The 22,431-nt window shown below is 67.8% G+C and carries 17 protein-coding genes and 1 tRNA gene; 13 read left to right on the forward strand and 5 right to left on the reverse strand.

Annotated features, from left to right (window positions below):
* Window positions 1-20: 20 nt before the first annotated feature.
* Entirely contained in the window at window positions 21-536 is a 516-nt protein-coding gene (gene rplJ / locus Q8L83_RS15880; RefSeq protein WP_305288634.1) for a 50S ribosomal protein L10, read from the reverse strand.
* A 395-nt stretch (window positions 537-931) separates the two neighbouring features.
* Here rplJ and Q8L83_RS15885 point away from each other — a divergent pair, with 395 nt between their 5' ends.
* From Q8L83_RS15885 to Q8L83_RS15895, 3 genes are all read left to right on the forward strand, one after another.
* Window positions 932-2,779: a DUF4153 domain-containing protein gene (locus Q8L83_RS15885; protein ID WP_305288636.1), complete on the forward strand. Its 1,848-nt coding sequence runs from the start codon at window positions 932-934 to the stop codon at window positions 2,777-2,779.
* 122 nt (window positions 2,780-2,901) lie between these two features.
* Entirely contained in the window at window positions 2,902-4,374 is a 1,473-nt protein-coding gene (locus Q8L83_RS15890) for a sigma-54 dependent transcriptional regulator (RefSeq protein ID WP_305288638.1), read from the forward strand.
* A 185-nt stretch (window positions 4,375-4,559) separates the two neighbouring features.
* Window positions 4,560-7,121 (forward strand): TonB-dependent receptor, encoded by a 2,562-nt coding sequence (locus Q8L83_RS15895; RefSeq protein ID WP_305288640.1) that lies wholly within the window; start codon window positions 4,560-4,562, stop codon window positions 7,119-7,121.
* Between the two features lie 85 nt (window positions 7,122-7,206).
* Here the strand turns inward: Q8L83_RS15895 and Q8L83_RS15900 are convergent, their stop codons facing one another.
* The 3 genes from Q8L83_RS15900 to ykgO form a co-directional block, all read right to left on the reverse strand.
* The gene (locus tag Q8L83_RS15900) at window positions 7,207-7,518 is read right to left on the reverse strand and encodes a hypothetical protein (RefSeq protein WP_370868406.1); all 312 of its coding nucleotides are present in this window, start codon (window positions 7,516-7,518) and stop codon (window positions 7,207-7,209) included.
* 133 nt (window positions 7,519-7,651) lie between these two features.
* Complete coding sequence (locus tag Q8L83_RS15905; RefSeq protein ID WP_305288642.1) at window positions 7,652-7,927, reverse strand: DUF2312 domain-containing protein; 276 nt, start codon at window positions 7,925-7,927, stop codon at window positions 7,652-7,654.
* Window positions 7,928-8,090: 163 nt separating this feature from the next.
* On the reverse strand, window positions 8,091-8,216 hold the full coding sequence (gene ykgO, locus Q8L83_RS15910; RefSeq protein WP_055832286.1) for a type B 50S ribosomal protein L36: 126 nt from the start codon (window positions 8,214-8,216) through the stop codon (window positions 8,091-8,093).
* A 286-nt stretch (window positions 8,217-8,502) separates the two neighbouring features.
* Here ykgO and Q8L83_RS15915 point away from each other — a divergent pair, with 286 nt between their 5' ends.
* The 9 genes from Q8L83_RS15915 to Q8L83_RS15955 all read left to right on the forward strand — a co-directional run bounded on the left by Q8L83_RS15915 (window position 8,503) and on the right by Q8L83_RS15955 (window position 17,171).
* A complete protein-coding gene (locus Q8L83_RS15915; protein ID WP_305288649.1) occupies window positions 8,503-8,940 on the forward strand; it encodes a hypothetical protein in 438 nt (145 codons plus the stop codon).
* Between the two features lie 410 nt (window positions 8,941-9,350).
* On the forward strand, window positions 9,351-10,625 hold the full coding sequence (locus tag Q8L83_RS15920; RefSeq protein ID WP_305288651.1) for a lytic murein transglycosylase: 1,275 nt from the start codon (window positions 9,351-9,353) through the stop codon (window positions 10,623-10,625).
* Between the two features lie 972 nt (window positions 10,626-11,597).
* Entirely contained in the window at window positions 11,598-12,470 is an 873-nt protein-coding gene (locus Q8L83_RS15925) for a MoxR family ATPase (protein WP_305288653.1), read from the forward strand.
* Between the two features lie 99 nt (window positions 12,471-12,569).
* Window positions 12,570-13,469 carry a methyltransferase type 11 gene (locus Q8L83_RS15930; protein ID WP_305288656.1) on the forward strand — a complete coding sequence of 300 codons (900 nt, stop codon included), beginning with the start codon at window positions 12,570-12,572 and terminating at the stop codon, window positions 13,467-13,469.
* Window positions 13,470-13,601: 132 nt separating this feature from the next.
* Window positions 13,602-14,195 (forward strand): HD family hydrolase, encoded by a 594-nt coding sequence (locus tag Q8L83_RS15935; RefSeq protein WP_305288851.1) that lies wholly within the window; start codon window positions 13,602-13,604, stop codon window positions 14,193-14,195.
* A 3-nt stretch (window positions 14,196-14,198) separates the two neighbouring features.
* On the forward strand, window positions 14,199-15,140 hold the full coding sequence (locus Q8L83_RS15940) for an NAD regulator (RefSeq protein ID WP_305288658.1): 942 nt from the start codon (window positions 14,199-14,201) through the stop codon (window positions 15,138-15,140).
* An 84-nt stretch (window positions 15,141-15,224) separates the two neighbouring features.
* Window positions 15,225-15,314 (forward strand) — tRNA-Ser (locus Q8L83_RS15945).
* Between the two features lie 132 nt (window positions 15,315-15,446).
* A complete protein-coding gene (locus Q8L83_RS15950) occupies window positions 15,447-15,989 on the forward strand; it encodes a DsrE family protein (RefSeq protein WP_305288660.1) in 543 nt (180 codons plus the stop codon).
* Between the two features lie 156 nt (window positions 15,990-16,145).
* Window positions 16,146-17,171, forward strand: coding sequence for a cysteine synthase A (locus tag Q8L83_RS15955; RefSeq protein WP_305288662.1), 1,026 nt, complete (start codon window positions 16,146-16,148; stop codon window positions 17,169-17,171).
* A 17-nt stretch (window positions 17,172-17,188) separates the two neighbouring features.
* Here Q8L83_RS15955 and Q8L83_RS15960 read toward each other — a convergent pair whose 3' ends face one another.
* On the reverse strand, window positions 17,189-18,631 hold the full coding sequence (locus Q8L83_RS15960) for an aldehyde dehydrogenase family protein (RefSeq protein ID WP_305288664.1): 1,443 nt from the start codon (window positions 18,629-18,631) through the stop codon (window positions 17,189-17,191).
* A gap of 123 nt (window positions 18,632-18,754) precedes the next feature.
* On the opposite strand from Q8L83_RS15960, the gene Q8L83_RS15965 reads away from it, so the two are divergent.
* Window positions 18,755-22,423, forward strand: coding sequence for a hydantoinase B/oxoprolinase family protein (locus tag Q8L83_RS15965; protein ID WP_305288666.1), 3,669 nt, complete (start codon window positions 18,755-18,757; stop codon window positions 22,421-22,423).
* Window positions 22,424-22,431: the final 8 nt, after the last annotated feature.

The raw sequence follows: 22,431 nt of genomic DNA on the forward strand, positions 1-22,431 counted from the left end.
GATGAAAGAGGCGGTTCCGCTTACGCGGCGTCCTTCGTGGCATAGGCGTTGAAAACGCGGGCCAGTTGGGCAGCCGGGGCCTGAACGACGCTGGCGATACGGGTCGCAGGCGTGTTGAGCAGGCCGAGGAACGAGGCGCGGATCTGATCCAGCGACGGCAGTTTGGAGAGAACCTCCACGCCCTTCGCGTCCAGAACCTTGTCACCCATGAAGCCACCGAGGACGACGAACTTGTCGTTGGCCTTGGCATATTCAGCGGTGATCTTGGCGGCCGTCACCGCGTCGTCAGCATACGCGATGCCCACGGGACCCTTGAACAGGCCGTGGTATTCGCTGCCGTCAGCGGCTTCGAGCGCCTTGAGCGCCAGGCGGTTCTTGACCACCTTGAACGTGCCGCCGGCAGTACGCAGGCGTCCACGCAGGTCTTCCATATCCGCAACGGTCAGACCCAGGTTGTGGGTCACGACCACGGCGCCCGCGTCGGCGAATACGCCTTTAAGCGTTTCGATCGACTCGGCTTTTTGAGCGCGGTCCATTGCGGTCTCCAGTCTGTATTCGCCGCCGGGCTTATTCCCGACGACGGATTGGCCAAAGCGCGTCGCATCGCTGCGAAGCGTTCAGGCCGGTCGAAATGTCCGAAGGAAGCTCAGATCCCCGACGCCCGGATACCGGAACGTCTGGCGTCGTCTGCATCCCCATCTCCCCACGGCACCAGAGGGCTCTCTGGCATTTATGGCCTGGGTGACCCCCACGCCCCGAAGTTCTCGGACAGGACCGCCGCGGCCGAAGCTGCGACGGAGAAGGCGCGCTCTATACACGCACGCGCGCAGAACTCAAGCGTCCGCATGCCTGCACGGCCCCTGCACGATAAATCCTCGGGACACCGTCCCACATTCGGGGCAGGTTTGCCGCCGCATACTGGGGGGACTGCATGACGGACGCTATCGAGGCCACCGGGCGCAACAGCCTTGGCCGCACCGGATCGCCGCTGCTGATCGTCTTCCGCCTGGCCATAGGCCTGTTCCAGGGCTTTGCCCTCTGGTGGCTGTTTCGCTCGGCATCACCCGGCAGCGATGGCATGCACTGGCCCGCGACGGTCCCCGAGGTGTTCGCCCCCCTGGCCTTGATCCTCGTCATGATCCCGGTCGTGCTGCTGGCCGGCGTGGGCCGGATGCGCTGGACCACCCTGCTCCTGTGGGCACTGGGTGCCGTGGCCTTCCTCGCCCTGCTGGGATGGTACGGCGTGGCCAGCCAGGCCTCGGGCGAGTTCGAATCGGGGCGTTACCCGCCCTATCTGCCCTGGCCCATGCCCCTGTTCGCGGCCACCGCCCTGTTCATCGGCCACCATCTGGTCCTTCCGGCCGACATGGAACGCAAATGGATCGCGGCCTTCCCGACCTATTTCGACACGGCCTGGAAGGCGGGGGTACAGCTGGCCCTGTCGATCGGCTTCACCGGCGCGCTGTGGATCCTGCTCTTCCTCGGCTCGGCCCTGTTCAAGGTGATCGGCCTCGACTTCCTGCAGGAGCTGATCGGCAAGGACTGGTTCTCCATTCCCGTGACCTGCGTCACCTTCGCCACCGCCGTGCACCTGACCGACGTCCGCGACGGGCTGATCCGGGGGGTCCGCAGCGTCGTCCTGATGCTGCTGTCCTGGCTGCTGCTGCTCATGACCGTGCTGGCCGCCGGCTTCCTCGGGGCCCTGCCCTTCACCGGGCTCGAGGGTCTGTGGAACACCGGCAGCGCGACGGCGCTGGTGCTCTCGGCCGCCGCCGCCCTGATCATCCTCATCAACACCGCCTATCAGGATGGCCGCGCCGACAATCTGCCGCCCCTGATCCTGCGGGTCACGGTGCGGGTCGCCGCCGTCCTGCTGACGCCCCTGATCATCATCGCCTTCTGGGGTCTGGCCCTGCGCATCGGCCAGCATGGCCTGACCCCCGACCGCATCATCGCCTTCGCCTGCGCCGTCATCGGTGCCGCCTATGCCGGCGGCTACGGCTTCGCGGCCCTCAGCCCCTTCTGGCGCAAGGCCGCCGGCTGGATGGTGCCGCTGGAGCGGACCAATGTCTGGACCGCCGTGCTGGAGGTCGCCGTCATCCTCGCCCTGTTCAGCCCGATCGCCGACCCCGCCCGCCTTTCGGTGATAGATCAGGTCGCACGACTGGAGCGCGGCGCGGTCACGCCGGACAAATTCGACTACCGCTTCCTCCGCTTCCAGAGCGGCAGGTCAGGCGCCGCCGCACTGGCTCGGCTCACCCGCTCTTCCGACCCGGTGATCGCCCGCAGCGCCCGCAACGTCCAGGCCGTCGAAAACCGCTGGGATGATACCGACATCGGTTCGCCCAACCGGGAACCGGACTATGAAATCGCCCCCGCGGGCGCGGCGCTGCCGCCGGGCTTCGCCATTGCGGTCCCGCCGACCGACGAACGGGCGCAATGCGCCGGCGCGGCCCGTTGCGTGGCCCGCGCCATGGACATCAACGGTGACGGCGCGCCGGAAGTGCTCGTGGCCAACGACTGGACCATACAGTTGTGGACCCGCGACGCCGCCGGAGCCTGGTCGAAGACCGGCCATTGGCTGCCGAACCGCTGCCGGGGCCCGAACCGTCCCGGTCGCCTGAACCTGCGCGACGCCTTGCGCAAGGATGAGGCGCGGCCCGTCCCGCCCGCCTGGCCGGACCTTATGGTCGATGGCGTGCCTGCGGTGCCGCTCGAACGCAATCTCGACTGCGACCTGGCTGTGGAAGCGATCGAGCCGGTGCCCGCCCCCCGTTAACCCCGTACTCACCCTGCCCCCCAACCCGATCTTCACCTTGTGAGGGTTAAAACGTCCCGGAATGAGCCAGTCCCGCTGCAATGAGGACCGGCCAGCAATCGTGATGTTGAAGGGGCTGCCCCATGGCGAAGACCGTTCTCGTGGTCGACGACGATCCCACCCAGCGCCGTATCGCCCAGGCGGTACTGGAGCGTGAGGGATATGCCGTCGTCCACGCCGAATCCGGCGGCGAGGCCATCGACCGCCTGACCAAGGGCGGCGGGGCCGACGTGGTCCTGCTCGACATGGTCATGCCGGGCATGAGCGGCATGGAGGCCCTGGCTGAAATCCGCACCGCCGGGGTCACCACCCCGGTCATCGTCCTCACCGCCCAGGGCGGGGTCGACGCCGTGGTCAAGGCCATGCAGGCCGGGGCCCAGGACTTCTTCGTCAAGCCCGTTTCGGCCGACCGTCTGCTGGTCGGAGTCTCCAACGCCCTGCAGCTGACCCAGCTGACCGCCGAGGTCGGGCGGCTCAAGAAGCACGTCTCCGGCCGCACCTCCTTCAACGACCTGGTCGGCCAGAGCCCGCCGATGCGTATGGTCAAGTCGCTGGGAGCCCGCGCCGCCAAATCCTCCATCCCGGTCCTGATCACCGGCGAGAGCGGCGTCGGCAAGGAAGTCATCGCCCGCGCCCTGCACGGGGCCTCCGACCGGTCCGGCAAGCCGTTCGTGGCGGTCAACTGCGGGGCCCTGCCCGCCAATCTGGTCGAGTCGATCCTGTTCGGCCACGAGAAGGGGGCCTTCACCGGGGCCCACGACAAACACCTCGGCAAATTCCAGGAGGCCAACGGCGGCACCCTGTTCCTCGACGAGATCGGCGAACTTCCGCTCGACATGCAGGTCAAGCTGCTGCGCGTCCTCCAGGAGGGCGAGGTCGATCCCGTCGGCGCCAAACGCTCGGTCAAGGTCGATGTCCGCATCGTCTCGGCCACCAACCGCGACCCGGCCCAGCAGGTCCGCGCCGGGGCCTTCCGCGAAGACCTGTTCTATCGCCTCAATGTCTTCCCGATCGAGGCCCCGTCCCTGCGCGAACGCCGCGAGGATGTGCCGGCCCTGATCGACCACTTCATCGCCCGCTTCAATGTCGAGGAGGGCAAGCGCGTCGCCGGCTGTTCGGGAGAGACCCTGGCCCTGCTCTGCGCCTTCGACTGGCCCGGCAACGTCCGCCAGCTCGAGAACGCCATCTATCGCGCCATCGTCCTGGCCGACGCGCCCTTCCTGCAACCGCACGACTTCCCGGCCATCTCGGGTATCTCCTCCCCCCTTGTGGGGGAGGTGGATCGTCGCGACTGCGACGAGACGGAGGGGGCCGACGCCACCACCGGCTCTTCCATCGACCTGCCGCCCCTGCCCGACACGCCGATCCGCATCCTCGATGACCGCGGCCATCTGCGCACCCTCGAGGAGATCGAGCGGGACCTGATCCAGCACGCCATCGAGGTCTATGCCGGCCATATGTCCGAGATCGCGCGTCGCCTCGGCATCGGTCGCTCGACCCTGTACCGCAAGGTCCGCGAACAGGGGCTGGAGGGCGTTCTCAAGGAAGCCGGCTGAGGTTTTCCGGCAACGCCACGGCGAAGCCCGGAATCTGACCAAAAGTTCATTGGCCAGTCGACCGGTCAACCCCGAAGAGAGGCGAACGCTTTCCGCGTACTCAACCTTTGGTTTCCGCGCTGAAATGCGACGGAAATCTCTGGCGGGTCCGTTGCAAGGCTAGATTCTCCCCGGGACCCGTTCGCATGTTGCTCGTTACCACCGCCCTCTCCGGCCTCATGGCCGGTCTGATCCAGACTGCGCCCGTGCCGGTGCCGCCCCAGACGCCGCCGCCCACCCAGGACCCCGCGCCCCGGGCTCCGGCCGATCTGGAAGTCTATGTTCTGGACGACGTCAACACGACGACGGCCCGCCCGCGCGGCAGCGTCAACTCCGACATCCCGCCCGACATCACCCTCACCAACGAACAGATCCAGGCCTACGGCGCCTCCAACATCGCCGAACTGCTGTCCTATCTGGAGCCGCTGACCCGCAGCTCGCGCGGTCGCGCCGACGGCCAGCCGGTTCTGCTCGTCAACGGCCGCCGCATCTCCGGCTTCCGCGAGATCATGGGGCTCCCGCCCGAGTCGATCGAGCGGATGGAAATCCTCCCCGAGGAGGTCGCCCTCGAATACGGCTACCGCGCCGACCAGCGCGTGGTGAATTTCGTGCTCAAGGCCAATTTCCGCTCGGTCACCGGCGAACTCACCGGCCGCGTGCCGACCCAGGGCGGCCGCACCACCACCGAGATCAAGGGCAACAATCTGAACATCTCGGGCCCGACCCGTTGGTCGGTTGACGCCGAATACGAGCAGTCCACCCCCGTGTTCGAAACCGAGCGCGACATCGACCGCACCGCTACGCCCGGCGCGTTTCCCGTCGTTGAAGGTGACCCCACCATCGATGGCCTCAGCGCCTATCGCACCCTGATGGCCCAGAGCGAACGCACCACCGTACGCGGGACGTTCAAGCGCGACATCAACGGCACCACCCAGGCGACCGTCAGCGGCAGTCTCGAGGACCGCTCGAACAGCAGCTTCAACGGCCTGCCGGCCTTCCGCCTGACCCTGCCCACCGGCAATCCCTTCTCGACGTTTGCCACCCCTGTCCTGGTCGACAGCTATCTGGACGCGCCCGACACCCTGGCTCGCCAGACCGACACCCTGACCGGCGGCATCGGCCTCGTCCTCGACGGCTTCCTCGGCGACAACTGGCGCTGGACCCTGAGCGGCAACTATGACCGCGTCGAAACCGACACCCTGACGGGGCGCGGCTACGGCTTCTCGGCCTTCCAGGCCCGCATCACCGCCAATGACCCGACCGCCAACCCCTTCGGCACCCTGTCCGCAGCCGACTTCACCCGCGCGGCGGACGACACCGCCAACTCCGTCTCACAGGTGCTTTCGACCGAACTGGTGCTGAACGGCGACGTCTACCGCCTGCCCGCCGGCGGCATCTCCTCGACCTTCAAATTCGGGGCCGACACCCGCTCGCTGGACTCGACCAGCACCCGCACCGGCCTGACCACCGAACGCTCCCAGTCGCGCGACCGCTTCAACGGCCAGGCCAATTTCAGCCTGCCCATCGCCAGCCGTCGTCAGGACGTCCTGCCCGCGCTCGGCGACCTGTCAGCCAATTTCAACGTCGGCTATGAGGAGCTGTCGGACTTCGGCGGCCTCACGACCTTCGGTTTCGGCGTCAACTGGTCACCGATCGAGCCACTGTCCCTGTCGCTCGGCTACACCGACGAACAGGGCGCGCCGTCGATCTCGCAGCTCAACGACCCGACCATCTTCACCCCCAATGTCCCGGTGTTCGACTTCGCCACCGGCCAGACGGTGCTGATCACCCGCATCGACGGCGGCAATGCGAACCTGAACTCGGACAACCGCCAGGTCTGGAAGGCCGGTCTCAACCTCAAGCCCTGGTCCGAGACCGATCTGCGCTTCAGCTCGACCTGGACGTACAGCCTGACCGAAGACGCCATCGCCGCCTTCCCGACCCTGACCCCGGACCTCGAGGCCGCCCTGCCGGGCCGCTTCACCCGCGTCGGCGGCACCCTGACGTCCTTCGACGCCCGGCCGCTGAATTTCGAGCGCTTCGAGCGTCAGGACATCCGCACCGGCTTCAACTATTCCCGCGCCTTCGGCACGGCCAATCCAGCCGCAGCCCCCGTCCCCGGCATGCCCGGCGGAGCCCGGCCGCCCGGTGGTGGTGGCGGTGGCCCGCGCGTCGAGGTCCATAACAGCGGCGGCGGCGGTGGACGCGGCGGCGGCATGCAGCCCGGCCAGGGCCGGTTCAACATCTCGGTCTACCATACCTACCGGATCCAGGATGAGATCGTCATCGCCTCCGGCCTGCCGGTCCTCGACCTGCTAGACGGGTCCGCCACCGGCGCGCGCGGCGGCAGTTCCCGCAACGAGATCCAGGCCCAGGGCGGCGTCTTCCGCAACGGCATGGGGGCCTTCGTCAACGCCAACTGGCGCGAAGGCACCCGCGTCGACGGCGGCACCGGCCCCGACCTGACCTTCGCCGATCAGGCCACGGTCAATCTCAACCTGTTCATGGACCTCAACTCCCGCACCGCCTGGGTCGAGAAATTCCCCTGGCTCAAGGGCGCGCGGATCAATCTCGGGGTCCGCAACCTGTTCGACACCCGGCCCGAGGTCTCGGCCAGCAGCGGCACCACCCCGCTCAACTACCAGCCCGACTACCTCGACCCCGAAGGTCGCACCATCAGCCTGACCTTCCGCAAGATCCTGTTCTAGGTGGTCAGGGCTTAGGGCTTAGGGCTTAGGGCTTGGGGAGCGGCACCGTCCCTCTCGGGATCGGCCAAGACCTAAGCCCTAAGCCCTAGGACCTGTCTTTCTTCCCCCACCGCCGCTTCGGCTCCTCCCCCCGGGCCTTGGCGGTGATCTCCTTCAGCTTGCGGCCCTGCATCGCTGACAGGGCCTGGCCCGGCGCGCCCAGTTCGGGGTCGCCGAAGGCCCGGCCGTGGGTCTTGACCCGCTCCGACACCGACTCGATGAATTTGCCCTCCCATTCGGACAGCGAAACGCCCGCCTTCTCTGCCGAGCGGCGGGCGCGTCTGAGAGCATTGAGGGCCGCCCGCTGGGCCGCCTTGCGCTGGGCTTCGAAGGGGCTGGGCGGGGGTTTGCGCTTCACAGTAGGGATTGGGGATTAGGGATGAGGGATGAGGAAGGATCGTCGCAGATCAATGCGCGACCGACCAGCGGCCCCATCTAATCCCTAATCCCTAATCCCTCATCCCTAGTCCCTCATCCCTCATCCCTCAAAATCAGATCTCGCCGAGCGCCGCCAGGTACAGGTCGAGGATCGCATCCTCCTCCTGCCGCTTGGCCTTGTCCTGCTTGCGGATGCGGATGACCTTGCGCAGGATTTTCACGTCATAGCCCTCGCCCTTGGCCTCGAGGAAGACCTCCTTCATGTCGGCCATGACGGCGGCCTTGTCCTCTTCGAGCCGCTCCAGCCGCTCGATGACGGTGCGCAGCCGGCCCTGGGCGACCGAGGTCAGGACGTCGGGGGAGGAATCGAAGGATGCGTCGTCGGCCACGGGGAAACTCCAGTAAAATTCAGAGGGACGCTAACCACGCCAATGCCCGCGATTCAACGATCGCTGGGGGCAGACGCGAAAAAGGCTGCGGACAAGTCCGCAGCCCTGAAACGGTTTTGCGCTCAAGCAGCGGGCGACCGCGTCGCCCGCGTTAGCGCAGCAATCAGCCCTGCTTGGCTTTAAAGCGCGGGTCGGTCTTGTTGATCACATAGACAACACCCTTGCGGCGCACGACCTTGCAGTCGCGGTGGCGGGTCTTGAGCGACTTGAGCGAGCTGCGGACCTTCATGGTCGTCGTCCTGGGCAAAACAAAATGAAAGAGCCGCGAAGTCGGGACCACGCGGCGGAGCGGTGCGTATAGAGAGGCTTCCGGGAATCGTCAACCGGGGACTGGAGACGGTCCGCGAACCGTCGGTGGTCGAGAGTCCGCTATGGGGGGGAAGCGGACCTTGCAGATCGCAGTGGTGAGGGTTCCACAGGTCGTTTACGCTGACCCTAGATGCGCCCAAATCGATGGCTGCGGTCGCGTCGATCATAAAAAGTGCAACCGACACAACTCGAGGCTAGGTTTATCGATGCCTGCTGCCAAATATTACTACCGGTCATCTTTAATATGGCGTTATTTCGGGATGATAACTCTTATTGTCGTAAATCTGCTTGACTTGCCGAGCACATACTTCCAGTTCTTCAACGAATATCCCGGAAAGCTAATAGTGTATGCCGTTGCGATTTATTTGGTTGTTGTTCTATTGGGACAGTTGCCAGCCTTTGTGAGAGCCGTTTTTAGAATTCCAGCCGTCGAGTATAACGACCGAATCTTGCTGGTCCGGGGTTGGACTGATCAATCCTTCACCATCATCCCCGGCGGCGAGGTCAGATTGCGTTTCGAGGAAAAGCGAGATCGGATACTTGTGTCGGAAGGCACTCGAACAGCTTGTATTTACCTTGGCCAGATCGACGGCCCCGCGAGCCTCGCCCGCTTCCTCAAAGGGCTGTTGATCGAACCCATTTAACTCGCCACGGTCGGGTAATATCAACGGCAATAGTGCGCCTCGCCCACCCGACCTGAAAGTCCGCAATGGGTCGGAAGCCGACCTTGGCCCGTCGCCCATCCACCCCGCGCTCAAGCAGCGAGCCGCCGCGCGGCGAGCGATAGCGCCCAGAAAGAAGAGATGGAGGCCTAGCCTCCGAGTTGAACGGAGGGTTAACGGGGTTGCACCCCCGCCGCGTCGCCCCTCCGCCACCAGGCCGTATCAGAGAGCGGGACCACCCTAACCCCGACCGGTTAATCGCGACCTGAACGACACGGTGAACGCGCCCTTTACCCTGTGGCCTCGCTTTGGCCCCGGTATTGCAGCAACGCTAACCAGCCTCGCGCACTTGTTATGGCGGGATAAACTCCGGGGACTCTACAGCTATCGTCATGCGCATCAGCCTTCGCCTCCTCCTCATCGCCTCCGTCGCCGCCTGCGCGCCCCTGTTGCCGGATGCGCCGCCCGTGACGGCGGCCGCCCAGACCAGCCCGCCCCCGGCCGCGCCCGCCGCCGAGGTCCCGGCCCTGCCCGCGTCCGACGTCGTCGACCAGGCCGGGTTCGAGGGCTGGAAACAGGGTTTCCTGGCCCGCCACGGCGGGGCCCGCCGCGCCGCCTATGAGCGCGAACTGGCCGGCCTGACGCCCGACCCGTCGGTGATCCGCCTCGACCGCAACCAGCCTGAGTTCAGCCGCCCCGCCGGGGCCTATGTCCAGTCCGCCGCCTCGGCCACCCGCATCGCCCAGGGCCGCGCCCGCACCGATCGGGTGCCGTGGGAGGTGACCCAGCGCTATGGTGTGCCGACCGAGATCCTCGTCTCCGTCTGGGGCAATGAGAGCGCCTTCGGAGCCATCCAGGGCGACTATGACGTCATCCGCTCCCTCGCCACCCTCGCCTTCGACGGCCGCCGCCGCGAATGGGCCGAGGGCGAGCTCAAGAACGCCCTCGACATCGTCCTCGACGGTCGCCGCGACCGCGCCGGCCTCAAGGGCAGCTGGGCCGGGGCCATGGGCCAGACCCAGTTCATGCCCGATGCCTATCTGCGCCTCGGCGTCGACCAGACCGGCGACGGCAAGGTCGATATCTGGGGTTCGGACGCCGACGCCCTCGCCTCGGCCGCCAATCTGCTGGCCCGCGCCGGCTGGAAGACCGGCCAGACCTGGGGCTATGAGGTCGTCCTGCCCACCGGCTTCAACTATGCCGAGGCCGAGGGCCCGCGCCATCCGTGGCGCTACTGGGCCCAGCGCGGCGTCAGCCTCGCCCGCGGCGGGGCCCCCAACGCCGCCGAAGCGCTGGAAGACGCCGTCATCCTCCTGCCCCAGGGCGCGCGCGGCCCGGCCTTCCTGGCCCTGCCCAACCACTATGTCATTCGCCGCTACAACAACTCGGTCAGCTACGCCCTGGCCATCGGCCTGACCGCCGACGGCATCGCCGGCAAGCCCGGCCTGGTCGCCGGCTGGCCCGACGACGCCCCCCTGTCGCGCGACCAGCGCCTCGGGGCCCAACGCGCCCTGACCGCCATGGGCTATGACACCCAGGGCATCGACGGCATCGTCGGCACCAACACCCGCACCGCCCTGCGCGACTGGCAGATCGCCAACAACCGCCTCGCCGACGGCTACCTCACCGCCGAACTGGCCGATGAGCTGATCCGCCGGGCGCAGTAGGAGCCTCTGACGCGGATCCTCCTGTCTCCTCCCTGTCGCGCAGCGAATGGGGAGGGGGACCATCCGGAGCCGTAGGCGAAGGATGGTGGAGGGGTCGACGTCGCACCTGCTGCGTCCGCCAAATCCGCGCCGCCGCCACCCCTCCGTCACGGCGCGAAGATGCGCCGCGCCACCTCCCCATCGCTACGCGACAGGGAGGAGACAGAAACCCATGACGCTGTGCTGGCTATTCCCGAATAGTTAGTCGGGTTTACGAACAAATATCCTGCCCTTTCAACGCCCTACCGATTCGCAAAACTTTATACTTAGCGAGGTTCCGGCCCCGCTTAGACTCCCACCCATCCCGTCGGTGGGGAGGGCGTCGGATCCAACGCCTCGATGTCGGCGGGCTGTGGTCGAGCGATGAAGCCCGGGCGGAGGAGAGTCCGGGGGTCCTTGCGGAGGTCGATGGATGGCATCCGCCTGCTCGCCGCGCGCTGCTGGATGCGGACCGCCGACGCCAAAGGCGTCATGTCCGCCCCGCGTCGTCGTTCGCAAGGACGGCGGCGGATGATCCGGTAAGGCCCGAACGTCAGGGCCGCCAGCCGGAGGGCGCGTGGATAACGACTGCGCGGGGCCGGTCAGCTTCGTCGAAACGGTAAATCACATTCGCACCGGACGAGGTCCGGCCGCCCCGCGCCCTCCCCATCCGCCTGTCCGCAGGCGGCGATGAGTCATGCGCCGAACATATCCCTCCCCTTCATGGGGAGGGACGGCGAGGCGCAGCCGAGCCCGGGTGGGGCACGCCAATCCCCCACCGACCGTGCCCGGCTTCACACTTCCCCACCCGGTCGCTTCGCGACCACCCTCCCCATGAAGGAGAGGGAGAACAGCGCCCCAGCAACCACGACCACCGCGTCCCCGCGTCCACATGAACGTTGTTTACCCGCCCCACCTTCGCTAACCCGAGGGGAACCCCAACCCGGAACCGCCATGCCCCGCCCGACCGATCGCTTCGAAGGCACGTCCAACTATATCGCCACCGATGATCTGAAGATCGCGGTCAATGCGGCGGTGGCGCTGGAACGCCCCCTGCTGATCAAGGGCGAGCCCGGCACCGGCAAGACCGTGCTGGCCTATGAGATCGCCAAGGCCATGAACGCCCCGCTGATCACCTGGCACATCAAGTCGACGACCAAGGCCCACAACGGCCTGTACGAATACGACGCCGTCTCGCGCCTGCGCGACAGCCAACTGGGCGAGGCCCGCGTTCACGACGTGCGCAACTACCTCAAGCCCGGCAAGCTGTGGGAGGCCTTCACCGCCCCGAACCGCCCCGTTCTGCTGATCGACGAGATCGACAAGGCCGACATCGAGTTTCCCAATGACCTGCTGCAGGAACTCGACCGCATGGAATTCTACGTCCAGGAGACGGACGAGACCATCCGCGCCGAAGTCCGCCCCGTGGTCGTCATCACTTCGAACAATGAGAAGGAACTGCCCGACGCCTTCCTGCGCCGCTGCTTCTTCCACTACATCCGCTTCCCCGACACGGAGACGATGAAGGCCATCGTCGATGTCCACTTCCCCGGCATCAAGCCGCGGCTGGTCTCCGAGGCGCTCAAGACCTTCTATGAGATCCGCGACACGCCGGGCCTGAAGAAGAAGCCCTCGACCTCGGAACTGCTGGATTGGCTCAAACTGCTGCTGGTCGACGACGTCGATCCCGAAACCCTGCGCGAAAAGTCTCCCAACAAGCTGATCCCGCCGCTGCACGGGGCCCTGCTGAAGAACGAACAGGACGTCCACCTGTTCGAACGCCTGGCCTTCCTGCACCGCCGCGAAGGGGCCCGGCCCGGCGGTTGAACACACGGGCGATCAGGTTTGGACACCCGCCTTACCGCGATTTCACTGGCAAATGAATCGAGCGCGCGCAGGATAGACGCGTACCAGGACCACAAGTCGATGACCCTACGTCCCTTTCTGATCCCGACCGTCTGCGCCTTCGCCGGCCTCGCCGCCTGCGGTGACGGCGTGAGCATTTCCTCGTCCCACACCGAGACCCGTGACGCCAAGGGCGTGCTCAAGGTCGTCGAGACACTGCAGTGCCCTCAGACCATCGGCTCCCTGACCCGCAAGGGATCGGCCTCGGCGGCCGGCACGGTCTGCACCTACATCGGCCCCAAGGGGGCTGAGGTCAGCCTCCATCTCGTGCCGCTGGACGACGCGTCCCCGGCCGATGTGCTCAAGGCCTTCGAACAGCGCCTCTCCAGCGATCTGCCGCGTGCCATGGCCGCCATCAACGCCGCAGAGGCCGAGGCTGCCCGGGCCGAGGGCGAGGCTGACGCCGCCGGCGCGGCGGCCGATTCTGCCCAGGCCGAGTCCGAAGCGGCCCGGCTCGCCGCTGAACCGTCCGCCGGGCGCGGTGACCGCGCCTCGGTCCGCGGGCCGGGCGTCGTCATCGAGGCCCAGGGCGACGACGCCACGGTCCGTCTGCCCGGGCTGCAGATTGAAACGCGGGGCGACAAGGCCAGCGTCCGCATCGGCGGCTTCCATATCGACGCCGACGACAGCACCGGCTCGGCCCGCGTCTCGGGCTCCAGCGGAAACGGCGACAGTGTCAGCATCAACGCCCGGAATGACGCCGCCGAGATCCGCGCCAGCGGCGGCGGCGACGCCACCCGCGTCAGCTGGATCCTGACCGACGACCGCAACGAGGACTCGCGCTGGCGGGTGGTCGGCTACGAGGCCCGTGGCCCCGTCGGTGGCCCCCTGGTGGTCGCCACCGTCCGCTCGCGGGACCGCAACCGCGAACGTGCTTTCGAGGATGCCAAGGCCCTGGTCGCGCTCAACGTCGGGGATTAACCGCCGCGCCGGAGTGGCTCCGGTCTTGATCGCGGCGTCCCGATGCGTCACCAACCCTGCCCACAAGCGCAGGAAATATTCTTGGCCGTCACGCCCCGCAAATCCACAAAGGAACCCCGCGCCTGGCAGCGTATGCTGTCCGGTCGGCGTCTCGACCTGCTCGATCCCTCGCCCTTCGACATCGAAATCGAGGACATCGCCCACGGCCTTGCCCGCGTCGCCCGCTGGAACGGCCAGACCATCGGCGCACACGCCTTCTCGGTCGCCCAGCACTCCTGCGTCGTCGAGGAGATCGCCGCCCACATCAAGCCGGGGCTGGAGCCGAAATGGCGTCTCGCCGCCCTGCTCCACGACGCCTCGGAATACGTCATCGGCGACATGATCTCGCCGTTCAAGGCCGCCCTCGGCGTCAACTACAAGGCCTTCGAGGCCCGGCTGGAAGGGGCCATCCACGTCCGCTTCGGCCTGCCGCCGAAGAATCCCGTCGAGATCAAGACCCTGATCAAGAAGGCCGACGTGGCCTGCGCCTATTTCGAAGCCACCCAGCTGGCCGGCTTCAGCAAGAAGGAGGGGCTCACCCTGTTCGGAACCCCACCCAAGGGCTACGACCTGATCATCGACCCCCTGCCCGCCCCGGTCGCCCAGCAACGCTACCTCGAGCGCTATCGGGTGCTGGCCGAGGCCGTCGGCCTGATGCCCGCCGCCGACGCCTGGCATACGGAGTAGCCGATGGGGTCGCCGGCTGAACAGGGTGTCCGCATCGGCCTCTCGGCGGTCGTCATCGCGCTCCGCGACCGCAAGGCCTGCGTCCTGACCACGCCGGGCGACGACGGCTCCGCCGCCCTGCCCTTCGGCCCCTTCGACCCGGCCCGCGACCGCACCTTCGAACTGGCCCTGCGCGACTTCGTCACGGCCCAGACCGGTTTCCACCTCGGCTTCGTCGAACAGCTCTACACCTTCGGCGACCTCGGCCGTGCCAGCCCCCGGGCCACGCCGGGTCCCGACCGCCGACGCGAGGTCTCGGTCGGCTACCTCGCCCTGACCGCCGATGCCGCCGACGCCCCCCTGGCCGAGGCGCGCTGGACCCCGGTGCTGGACATCTTCCCCTGGGAGGACCGCCGCGACGGCGACCCGGCCTGCCTCGCCCCGCTGGTCGCCGAGCTGACGGCCTGGGCCGCGGGCGACGCCCGCCGTCAGGCCCGGATCGAAACCCTGTTCGCCACCACCGCCGCCCATCGCTGGAACGAGGGCCGGGTTCTGGACCGCTATGAGCTGCTCTACGAGGCCGGGCTGGTCGCCGAGGCCGCCCGCGACCAGGACCGCCCACCGCTCAACGCCGCGCCGGGTCGGGCGATGGCCTCCGACCACCGCCGCATCCTCGCCACCGGCCTCGGCCGACTGCGCAGCAAGCTGAAATACCGACCGGTCCTGTTCGACCTGATGCCCGCCGCCTTTACCCTGTCGGAACTCCAGACCGCCGCCGAGGCCATCGCCGGCCTGTCGCTGCACAAGCAGAATTTCCGCCGCGGTGTCGAACGCACCGGCCTGGTCCAGCCGACCGGCCGCCTCTCGGCCGCCACCGGGGGCCGACCGGCCGAACTGTTCCGCGTCATCGACGGTGACCTGAGCACCGGCGAGACCCTCGGCCTGCCCCTTCCGGCGCAGCGCTGAGCGATTTCTCCCGAACCCGCTTGCGGCGCAGCCCCCGGCCCATTAGAGAAGCCGCTCGCTCGACCAAGCGTCTATCGGCCCCGCGGAGAGGTGGCAGAGTGGTCGAATGTACCGCACTCGAAATGCGGCGTGCCTTTGCGGGCACCGTGGGTTCGAATCCCACCCTCTCCGCCACTCACCCCTGCGCCAGGCGTCCCTCGACCGGCAGGCCCATGGCGGCCCCTCCAGCGATCCAGACCTGATCCTCCGCCCGCGCTTTCGGCCCAGGTGCCCGACTGCTAGCAAGGCCGTGAAAGCGAGGCTCCCATGCTGAAATTCATTCCCGTCGTCATCGCCCTCCTTCTGCTGCCCGTCCAGGCCCACGCCGAACCCCGCCCGGGCTTCCACGCCGGTCCGGTGTTCACCAGCTTCGGTGACATCGCCTCGGTCGAGAGCGATCTGCCGATTCCGCAGGGCACCGTCTTCCGGGTGCTGTTCGACGTGACCGACAAGGCCACGCCCGGCCAGCTGAGCCGCCACATCGACTCGGCCGCGCGCTTCATCAACATGCATGTCGAGGCGGGGGTCCCGATCTCCGACATCCATGTCGCCATCGTCGTCCACGGCGGTGCAGCCGCCGACCTGCTGACCCAGTCGGCCTATGCGGCGCGCAATGACGGGGCGACCAACGGCAGCGCCCGGGCGATCGCTGAACTGAAGGCGCACGGCGTCGAGATCTGGCTGTGCGGCCAGACGGCCGCGGCCTACCAGATCACCAGATCCGACCTGCTGCCGGAGGTCGGGATGTCCCTGTCGGCCATGACGGCCTCCGCCCTGCTGCAGCAGCGCGGCTACACCCTCAATCCCTGACAGGAACAGGACGGTGCCCCGTCAACGCCTCGAATGGCGACGGGTCGACGGCGGGGCGGGCGTGGACAAGGCCGGGTGCGGTAGCCATGTGCGGGGTCGGCCGCTCCCCTCGGGTGATCGGGTCCGTCTGATCCTTCTCGTCGAAAGACTTCGCCCGTGCCTGTATCCCATGCCCCCGTCCGGTCCGTCGTCGAGCTGATCGGCAACACGCCGCTGATCCGGCTCAACCGTCTCTCGGAAGCGACCGGGTGCGAGATTCTGGGCAAGGCCGAGTTTCTCAATCCCGGCCAGTCGATCAAGGACCGCGCTGCCCTGTCGATCGTGCAGTCGGCCAGGGTCAGCGGTGAACTGCGGCCGGGCGGCACCATCGTCGAAGGCACCGCCGGCAACACCGGCATCGGCCTCGCCCTCGTCGGCGCGGCCCTCGGCCATCCCGTGGTCATCGTCATGCCCCGGACCCAGTCGGACGAGAAGAAGCAGGCCATCCGCGCCCTCGGGGCCCGGCTGATCGAGGTCGATGCCGCGCCCTTCTCCAGCCCGAACCATTTCGTCCATCACTCCGGTCGACTGGCGCGGGAGCTGGACGCGTCCCTCCCCGACGGGGCCTTCTGGGCCAATCAATTCGACAACACCGCCAACCGCGACGCCCACTACACCGGCACCGGTCCGGAGATCTGGGCGCAGACCGAAGGACGGATCGACGGCTTCGTCAGCGCCGTCGGATCCGGCGGCACCATCGCGGGCGTGGGAGCCTTCCTGAAGGAACGGGACGCCGCCATCCAGGTGGCCCTCGCCGATCCGGCAGGGGCGTCCCTGTTCAACTGGTTCACCATGGGCGAGATGTCCGGCGTGGGCTCCTCCATCACCGAAGGCATCGGCGTGGCCCGGATCACCGGCAATCTGGCGGGCTTCACGCCGGACCAGGCCTATCGCGTCGAGGACGCGGAGTTCCTGCCGGTCCTGTTCGACCTGGTGCGCGAGGAGGGCCTGTCGCTCGGCGGGTCGGCCGGCGTCAATCTGGTCGGGGCCGTGCGGCTGGCCCGGGAACTCGGGCCGGGCAGGACCATCGTCACCTGCCTGTGCGACCTCGGCTCCCGCTACGCCTCCAAACTGTTCAATCCCGCGTTTCTCAAGAGCAAGGGCCTGCCGGTCCCACCGTGGTCCGAACCCACGACGGACTGACATGGTCCGGTGCCGTCTCAGCCTGCGGAATAGGACGTCTTGGTCTGGGTGAAGAATTCGACCGCCGCGAAACCCTGCTCACGGGCCCCGTAGCTGGACGATTTCGAGCCACCGAACGGAACGTGATAGTCGACCCCGGCCGTCGGCAGATTGACCATGGTCATGCCCGCCCTGGCCCGCCGCTGGAAGTCGCGGGCGTGCTTCAGCGAGCTGGTGACGAGGCCGGCCGACAGGCCGAACTCGACGCCGTTGGCGATCTCCAGGGCCTGGTCATAGTCCTTGACCCGGATGGTCGAAGCGACGGGACCGAACACCTCTTCATGGTTGATCCGCATGCCGGCCTCGGTGTCCGCGATCAGGGTCGGCTGCACGTACCAGCCCGGCTTCTCCATCTGCAGGCGGGTACCGCCGGTGACGATCCGGCCACCTTCGCCCCGCGCCACCTCGATGTAGCGATAGGAGGTCTCCATCTGGTCCTCGGACACGGCGGGACCCATCTGGGTCTGCGGGTCCAGCGCATCGCCGACCCGCAGGGCCGCCACCCGTTCGGCCAGGGCCGTGACGAAACGATCATGGATGCCGTCCTGCACGATTAGCCGGCTGGAGGCCGTGCAGCGCTGGCCGGTGGCGAAGAAGGACCCATCGAGGGCGATTTGCACCGCCCGATCCAGATCGGCGTCATCCAGCACGATCAGTGGATTCTTGCCGCCCATCTCAAGCTGGACCCGCGCCTGGCGCTTGACGGCCCCCATCGCGACGCCCGCGCCGACGCCCTGGGAGCCGGTGAAGCTGAGCCCGTCCACATCCGGGTGATCGACGATGGCCTGCCCCACCCGGCCGCGTCCGATGACCATGTTGAGCACGCCCTTGGGCAGCCCCGCCTCATGCAGGATGGCGATCAGGGCCTCGGCCGTCGCCGGCGTCAGGCCCGCGGGCTTCATCACCACCGTATTGCCGAACGCCAGCGCCGGCGCGGCCTTCCAGGCTGGAATGGCAACCGGAAAATTCCACGGCGTGATCAGGCCATAGACACCGACCGCCTGACGGTAGGTCTGGATCTCCACACCGGGGCGCACCGAGGCCAGGTTCTGGCCGTGGACGCGCAGGGCCTCGCCCGCGAAATATTTCAGCACCCGGCCCGCACGGACAGTCTCGCCGATCCCCTCGGCCAGGGTCTTGCCCTCCTCGCGCGAAAGCAGCCGTCCCAGCACCTCGCGGCGCTCCATCACCAGGGTGCCGGCGCGGTCCAGAATGTCGGAGCGCAACTCAGGCGATGCCTCAGACCAGGACGGAAAGGCCGCCTTGGCCGCCGCCACCGCCGCATCCACTTCGTCGGCGCTGCCGTCCGGCGTACGGGCGACCACTTCGCGGGTGTCCGAAGGATTGAGGCTCTCACCCGGACGGTCGGCGGAGACCTTCTCGCCGTTGATCCAGTGGCACAGTTCGATCGTCTCGGTCATGGCGCGTCCTTGGTCTGGTCCCGTCGATCTAGCAACCCGAGCGGCCCGGCGACAGGCCTGTGACCGAACAGAGGCCGCAAAGTCTGCGATAAGCGGTCCGGAATGGGCGAGTCGGAGAGCATCATGAGCGCGGCACAGACCGGAACGGCGGCAGGCTGGCGCTTCTGGATCGACCGGGGCGGTACCTTCACAGACATCGTCGCGCGGGCCCCTGACGGGGCTCTGCAGACCCGCAAACTGCTGTCCGACAATCCCGAACAGTATGCCGACGCCGCGGTCGAAGGCATCCGGAGCGTCCTGGGCGTAGAGGCCGGCTCGCTCCCCGCCGGCCTGGTCGGGGAGGTGCGGATGGGCACCACCGTGGCCACCAACGCCCTGCTGGAGCGCAAGGGCAAACCGGTCGCCCTGGCCATCACCCGCGGCTTCGGCGATGCCCTGCGCATCGGCTGGCAGAGTCGACCTGACCTGTTCGCCCGCCACATCGTGCTGAACGACCAGCTCTATGACCGGGTCATCGAGATCGACGAACGGGTGCGGGCCGACGGCGGCCTCGACCAACCGCTGGACGAGGACCGGGCCCGGGCGGATCTGACCGAAGCGCGGGCGGCCGGTTTTCGCGCCGTCGCCATCGCGCTCGTGCACGGGTGGCGCTTCACCGACCATGAGCGACAGCTGGCGGCCATCGCCCGTGAGGTCGGCTTCGAACAGGTCTCGGTCAGCCATGAGGTCGGCGCATTGATCAAGCTGATCGGGCGCGGCGACACCACGGTGGCCGACGCCTATCTGTCGCCGATCCTGAGAGCCTATGTCGACCGCGTCGGGGCCGATCTCGGCCCCGCGACCCCGCTGCTGTTCATGCAGTCCAGCGGTGGGCTGACGGCGGCCGAGGCGTTCCGTGGCAAGGACGCCATCCTCTCGGGTCCGGCCGGCGGGGTGGTCGGCATGGCCGAAACCGCGCGCGCCGCCGGCTTCGACCGCGTGATCGGTTTCGACATGGGCGGCACCTCGACCGACGTCTCGCATTTCGCCGGCGACTACGAGCGCACCTCGGACGCCGTGGTGGCCGGCGTCCGCCTGCGCGCGCCGATGCTCAGCATCCATACGGTGGCGGCGGGCGGCGGCTCCATCTGCCGCTTCGACGGCTCACGGCTGAGGGTGGGACCGGAATCGGCCGGGGCCGTGCCGGGACCGACCGCCTATCGCCGGGGCGGACCACTGACCGTCACCGACTGCAACGTCATGCTGGGCAAGTTGCGTCCCGACCAGTTCCCGGCGGTGTTCGGGCCCGATGGCGACCAGCCGCTGGACGAGGACGCTGTACGCGAAGGCTTCGAGGCCCTCGCGGCCGAGGTCACCCGCGCCACCGGCCGCGACGCCACACCGGAAACCCTCGCCGAAGGCTTCATCACCATCGCGGTGCAGAGCATGGCCGAGGCGATCAAGTCCGTCTCGATCCAGCGCGGCTATGATGTCAGCCACTATGTGCTCAACTGTTTCGGCGGCGCGGGCGGCCAGCATGCCTGTCTCGTGGCCGACGCCCTCGGCATGACCCGGGTGATGCTGCATCCGTTCGCAGGGGTCCTCTCAGCCTATGGCATGGGCTTGGCCGAGGTCCGGTCCATCCGCCAGGCCACTGTCGCGACGCCGCTGGAATCGTTCAGTGACACGGCCCTGGCCGACCGGGTCAAGGCGCTCGACCGTCAGGCTCGCGGCGATCTGACCGCCCAGGGTTTCGCCGATTCGGCGCTGACCACCCTGGTCCGGGCCGAGATCAAATTCGCCGGCTCCGACACCCCGCTGGTGGTTCCCTTCGGTCCGACGGATGCGATGCGCACCGGGTTCGAGGCCCTGCACCGGCTCCGCTTCGGTTTCTTCGCCGAGGACAAGGCCCTGGTGGTCGAGATGCTGGAGGTCGAGGCGGTCGCCGCCTCCGGGCAATCGCCGTCGACGCCTGTCGACACAGCATCGGCCGGATCCCCGACCGCCGTCTCCCGGGTCGCGGTCCGGATGGCAGGCGCTGATCACGACACGCCGGTCTATCGCCGCGCCGACTTCGGTCCCGACGACGCCGTCGAAGGCCCGGCCATAATTCTGGAGGACACCGGCACCACGGTGGTAGAGCCCGGCTGGCGCGCTTCGGCCGACGCGGCCCTGAACCTGATCCTCCAGCGCACCACGCCCCTGCCGACCCGCACCGCCATCGGCACCGATGTAGATCCGATCATGCTGGAGGTGTTCAACAGCCGTTTCATGGCCTGCGCCGAACAGATGGGCGAGGCGCTGCGGGCCACGGCCTATTCGGTCAACATCAAGGAACGGCTCGACTTCTCCTGCGCCATCTTTGACGCGACCGGGGCCCTGATCGCCAATGCCCCGCACATACCGGTGCACCTCGGGTCGATGGGCGAGAGCATCCGCACCGTCATCGATTCGCGTGGTGACGGAGCCGACGGGCGCGGCATGAAGCGCGGCGACGTCTATATGCTCAACGCTCCCTACAACGGCGGCACCCACCTGCCCGACATCACCGTCATCATGCCGGTGTTCCTCGAGGCTGACGAAGCGCCCGCCTTCTTCGTCGCGGCGCGCGGTCACCACGCTGACGTCGGCGGGATCACGCCCGGATCGATGCCGCCCGAATCCAGGACCGTTGAGGAGGAAGGCGTGCTGATCGACGACTTCCTGTTGGTCGACGCCGGACGCCTGCGGGATTCCGAAACTCGGACCCTGTTCGCCTCGGGTTCCTATCCGTCGCGCAACGTCGATCAGAACATGGCCGACCTGAAGGCCCAGGTGGCCTCCTGCGCCCGCGGTGGCGACGAGCTGACGCGCATGGTCGGGGAGTTCGGCCGGCCGGTGGTCGCCGCCTATATGGGCCACGTCCAGGACAACGCCGAGGAGTCCGTGCGGCGCGCCATCGCCGCGCTCAAGCCCGGTTGGTTCGAGCTCGAGATGGACGATGGCGCGGTCATCCGGGTGCGCATCGAGGTCGACACCGAGGCCCGCAGCGCCGTTGTCGACTTCAGCGGCACCAGCGACCAGCGGCCCAACAATTTCAACGCCCCGCTGTCGATCACCCGGGCAGCGACCCTCTACGTCTTCCGCACCCTGGTCGACGATGCCATCCCGCTGAACGAGGGCTGTCTGAAGCCGATCCGGCTGATCGTGCCGGACGGATCGATGCTGAATCCCCGCTATCCCGCGGCCGTGGTGGCCGGCAATGTCGAGACCAGCCAGGCCGTGGTCGATTGCCTCTATGGAGCCCTCGGCGTTCTGGCCGGCAGCCAGGGCACGATGAACAACTTCACCTTCGGCGATGAGGCCCGCCAGTATTACGAGACCATCGCCGGCGGCTCCGGCGCCGGACCCGGTTTCGACGGAACCGCAGCGGTCCAGACCCATATGACCAACAGCCGGCTCACCGATCCCGAGGTCTTGGAAACGCGCTTTCCGGTCCTGCTCGAGGAATTCTCCATCCGACGCGGTTCGGGTGGCGAAGGTGCCAGTCGCGGCGGTGACGGCGCGGTGCGTCGGGTGCGCTTCCTCGAGCCGCTGACTGCGGCCATCCTGTCCAACCACCGCCGCACCGCGCCCTTCGGTGCCGCGGGCGGTGAGGACGGAGCCATCGGGGTGAACCGGGTCGAGCGGGCTGACGGATCGATCGAGCCGCTGGGAGCCACCGCCGAGGTCGAGATGGCGGCGGGGGACGTCTTCGTCATCGAAACACCGGGCGGCGGCGGTTACGGCGCGGCCGTCGTTGACCGCTTCCCTCCGCGCCCCGGAACGGACTAGCTTCGCGA

Source organism: Phenylobacterium sp., from assembly GCF_030680185.1.
Lineage (GTDB): Bacteria > Pseudomonadota > Alphaproteobacteria > Caulobacterales > Caulobacteraceae > Phenylobacterium.

Excerpts from the sequence above, each read along its gene's own strand:
- rplJ (WP_305288634.1), bottom strand. The coding sequence starts at position 536 with ATGGACCGCGCTCAAAAAGCCGAGTCGATCGAAACGCTTAAAGGCGTA.
- Q8L83_RS15885 (WP_305288636.1), top strand. The coding sequence starts at position 932 with ATGACGGACGCTATCGAGGCCACCGGGCGCAACAGCCTTGGCCGCACC.
- Q8L83_RS15890 (WP_305288638.1), top strand. The coding sequence starts at position 2,902 with ATGGCGAAGACCGTTCTCGTGGTCGACGACGATCCCACCCAGCGCCGT.
- Q8L83_RS15895 (WP_305288640.1), top strand. The coding sequence starts at position 4,560 with ATGTTGCTCGTTACCACCGCCCTCTCCGGCCTCATGGCCGGTCTGATC.
- ykgO (WP_055832286.1), bottom strand. The coding sequence starts at position 8,216 with ATGAAGGTCCGCAGCTCGCTCAAGTCGCTCAAGACCCGCCACCGCGAC.
- Q8L83_RS15915 (WP_305288649.1), top strand. The coding sequence starts at position 8,503 with ATGCCTGCTGCCAAATATTACTACCGGTCATCTTTAATATGGCGTTAT.
- Q8L83_RS15920 (WP_305288651.1), top strand. The coding sequence starts at position 9,351 with ATGCGCATCAGCCTTCGCCTCCTCCTCATCGCCTCCGTCGCCGCCTGC.
- Q8L83_RS15925 (WP_305288653.1), top strand. The coding sequence starts at position 11,598 with ATGCCCCGCCCGACCGATCGCTTCGAAGGCACGTCCAACTATATCGCC.
- Q8L83_RS15930 (WP_305288656.1), top strand. The coding sequence starts at position 12,570 with ATGACCCTACGTCCCTTTCTGATCCCGACCGTCTGCGCCTTCGCCGGC.
- Q8L83_RS15935 (WP_305288851.1), top strand. The coding sequence starts at position 13,602 with ATGCTGTCCGGTCGGCGTCTCGACCTGCTCGATCCCTCGCCCTTCGAC.
- Q8L83_RS15940 (WP_305288658.1), top strand. The coding sequence starts at position 14,199 with ATGGGGTCGCCGGCTGAACAGGGTGTCCGCATCGGCCTCTCGGCGGTC.
- Q8L83_RS15950 (WP_305288660.1), top strand. The coding sequence starts at position 15,447 with ATGCTGAAATTCATTCCCGTCGTCATCGCCCTCCTTCTGCTGCCCGTC.
- Q8L83_RS15960 (WP_305288664.1), bottom strand. The coding sequence starts at position 18,631 with ATGACCGAGACGATCGAACTGTGCCACTGGATCAACGGCGAGAAGGTC.
- Q8L83_RS15965 (WP_305288666.1), top strand. The coding sequence starts at position 18,755 with ATGAGCGCGGCACAGACCGGAACGGCGGCAGGCTGGCGCTTCTGGATC.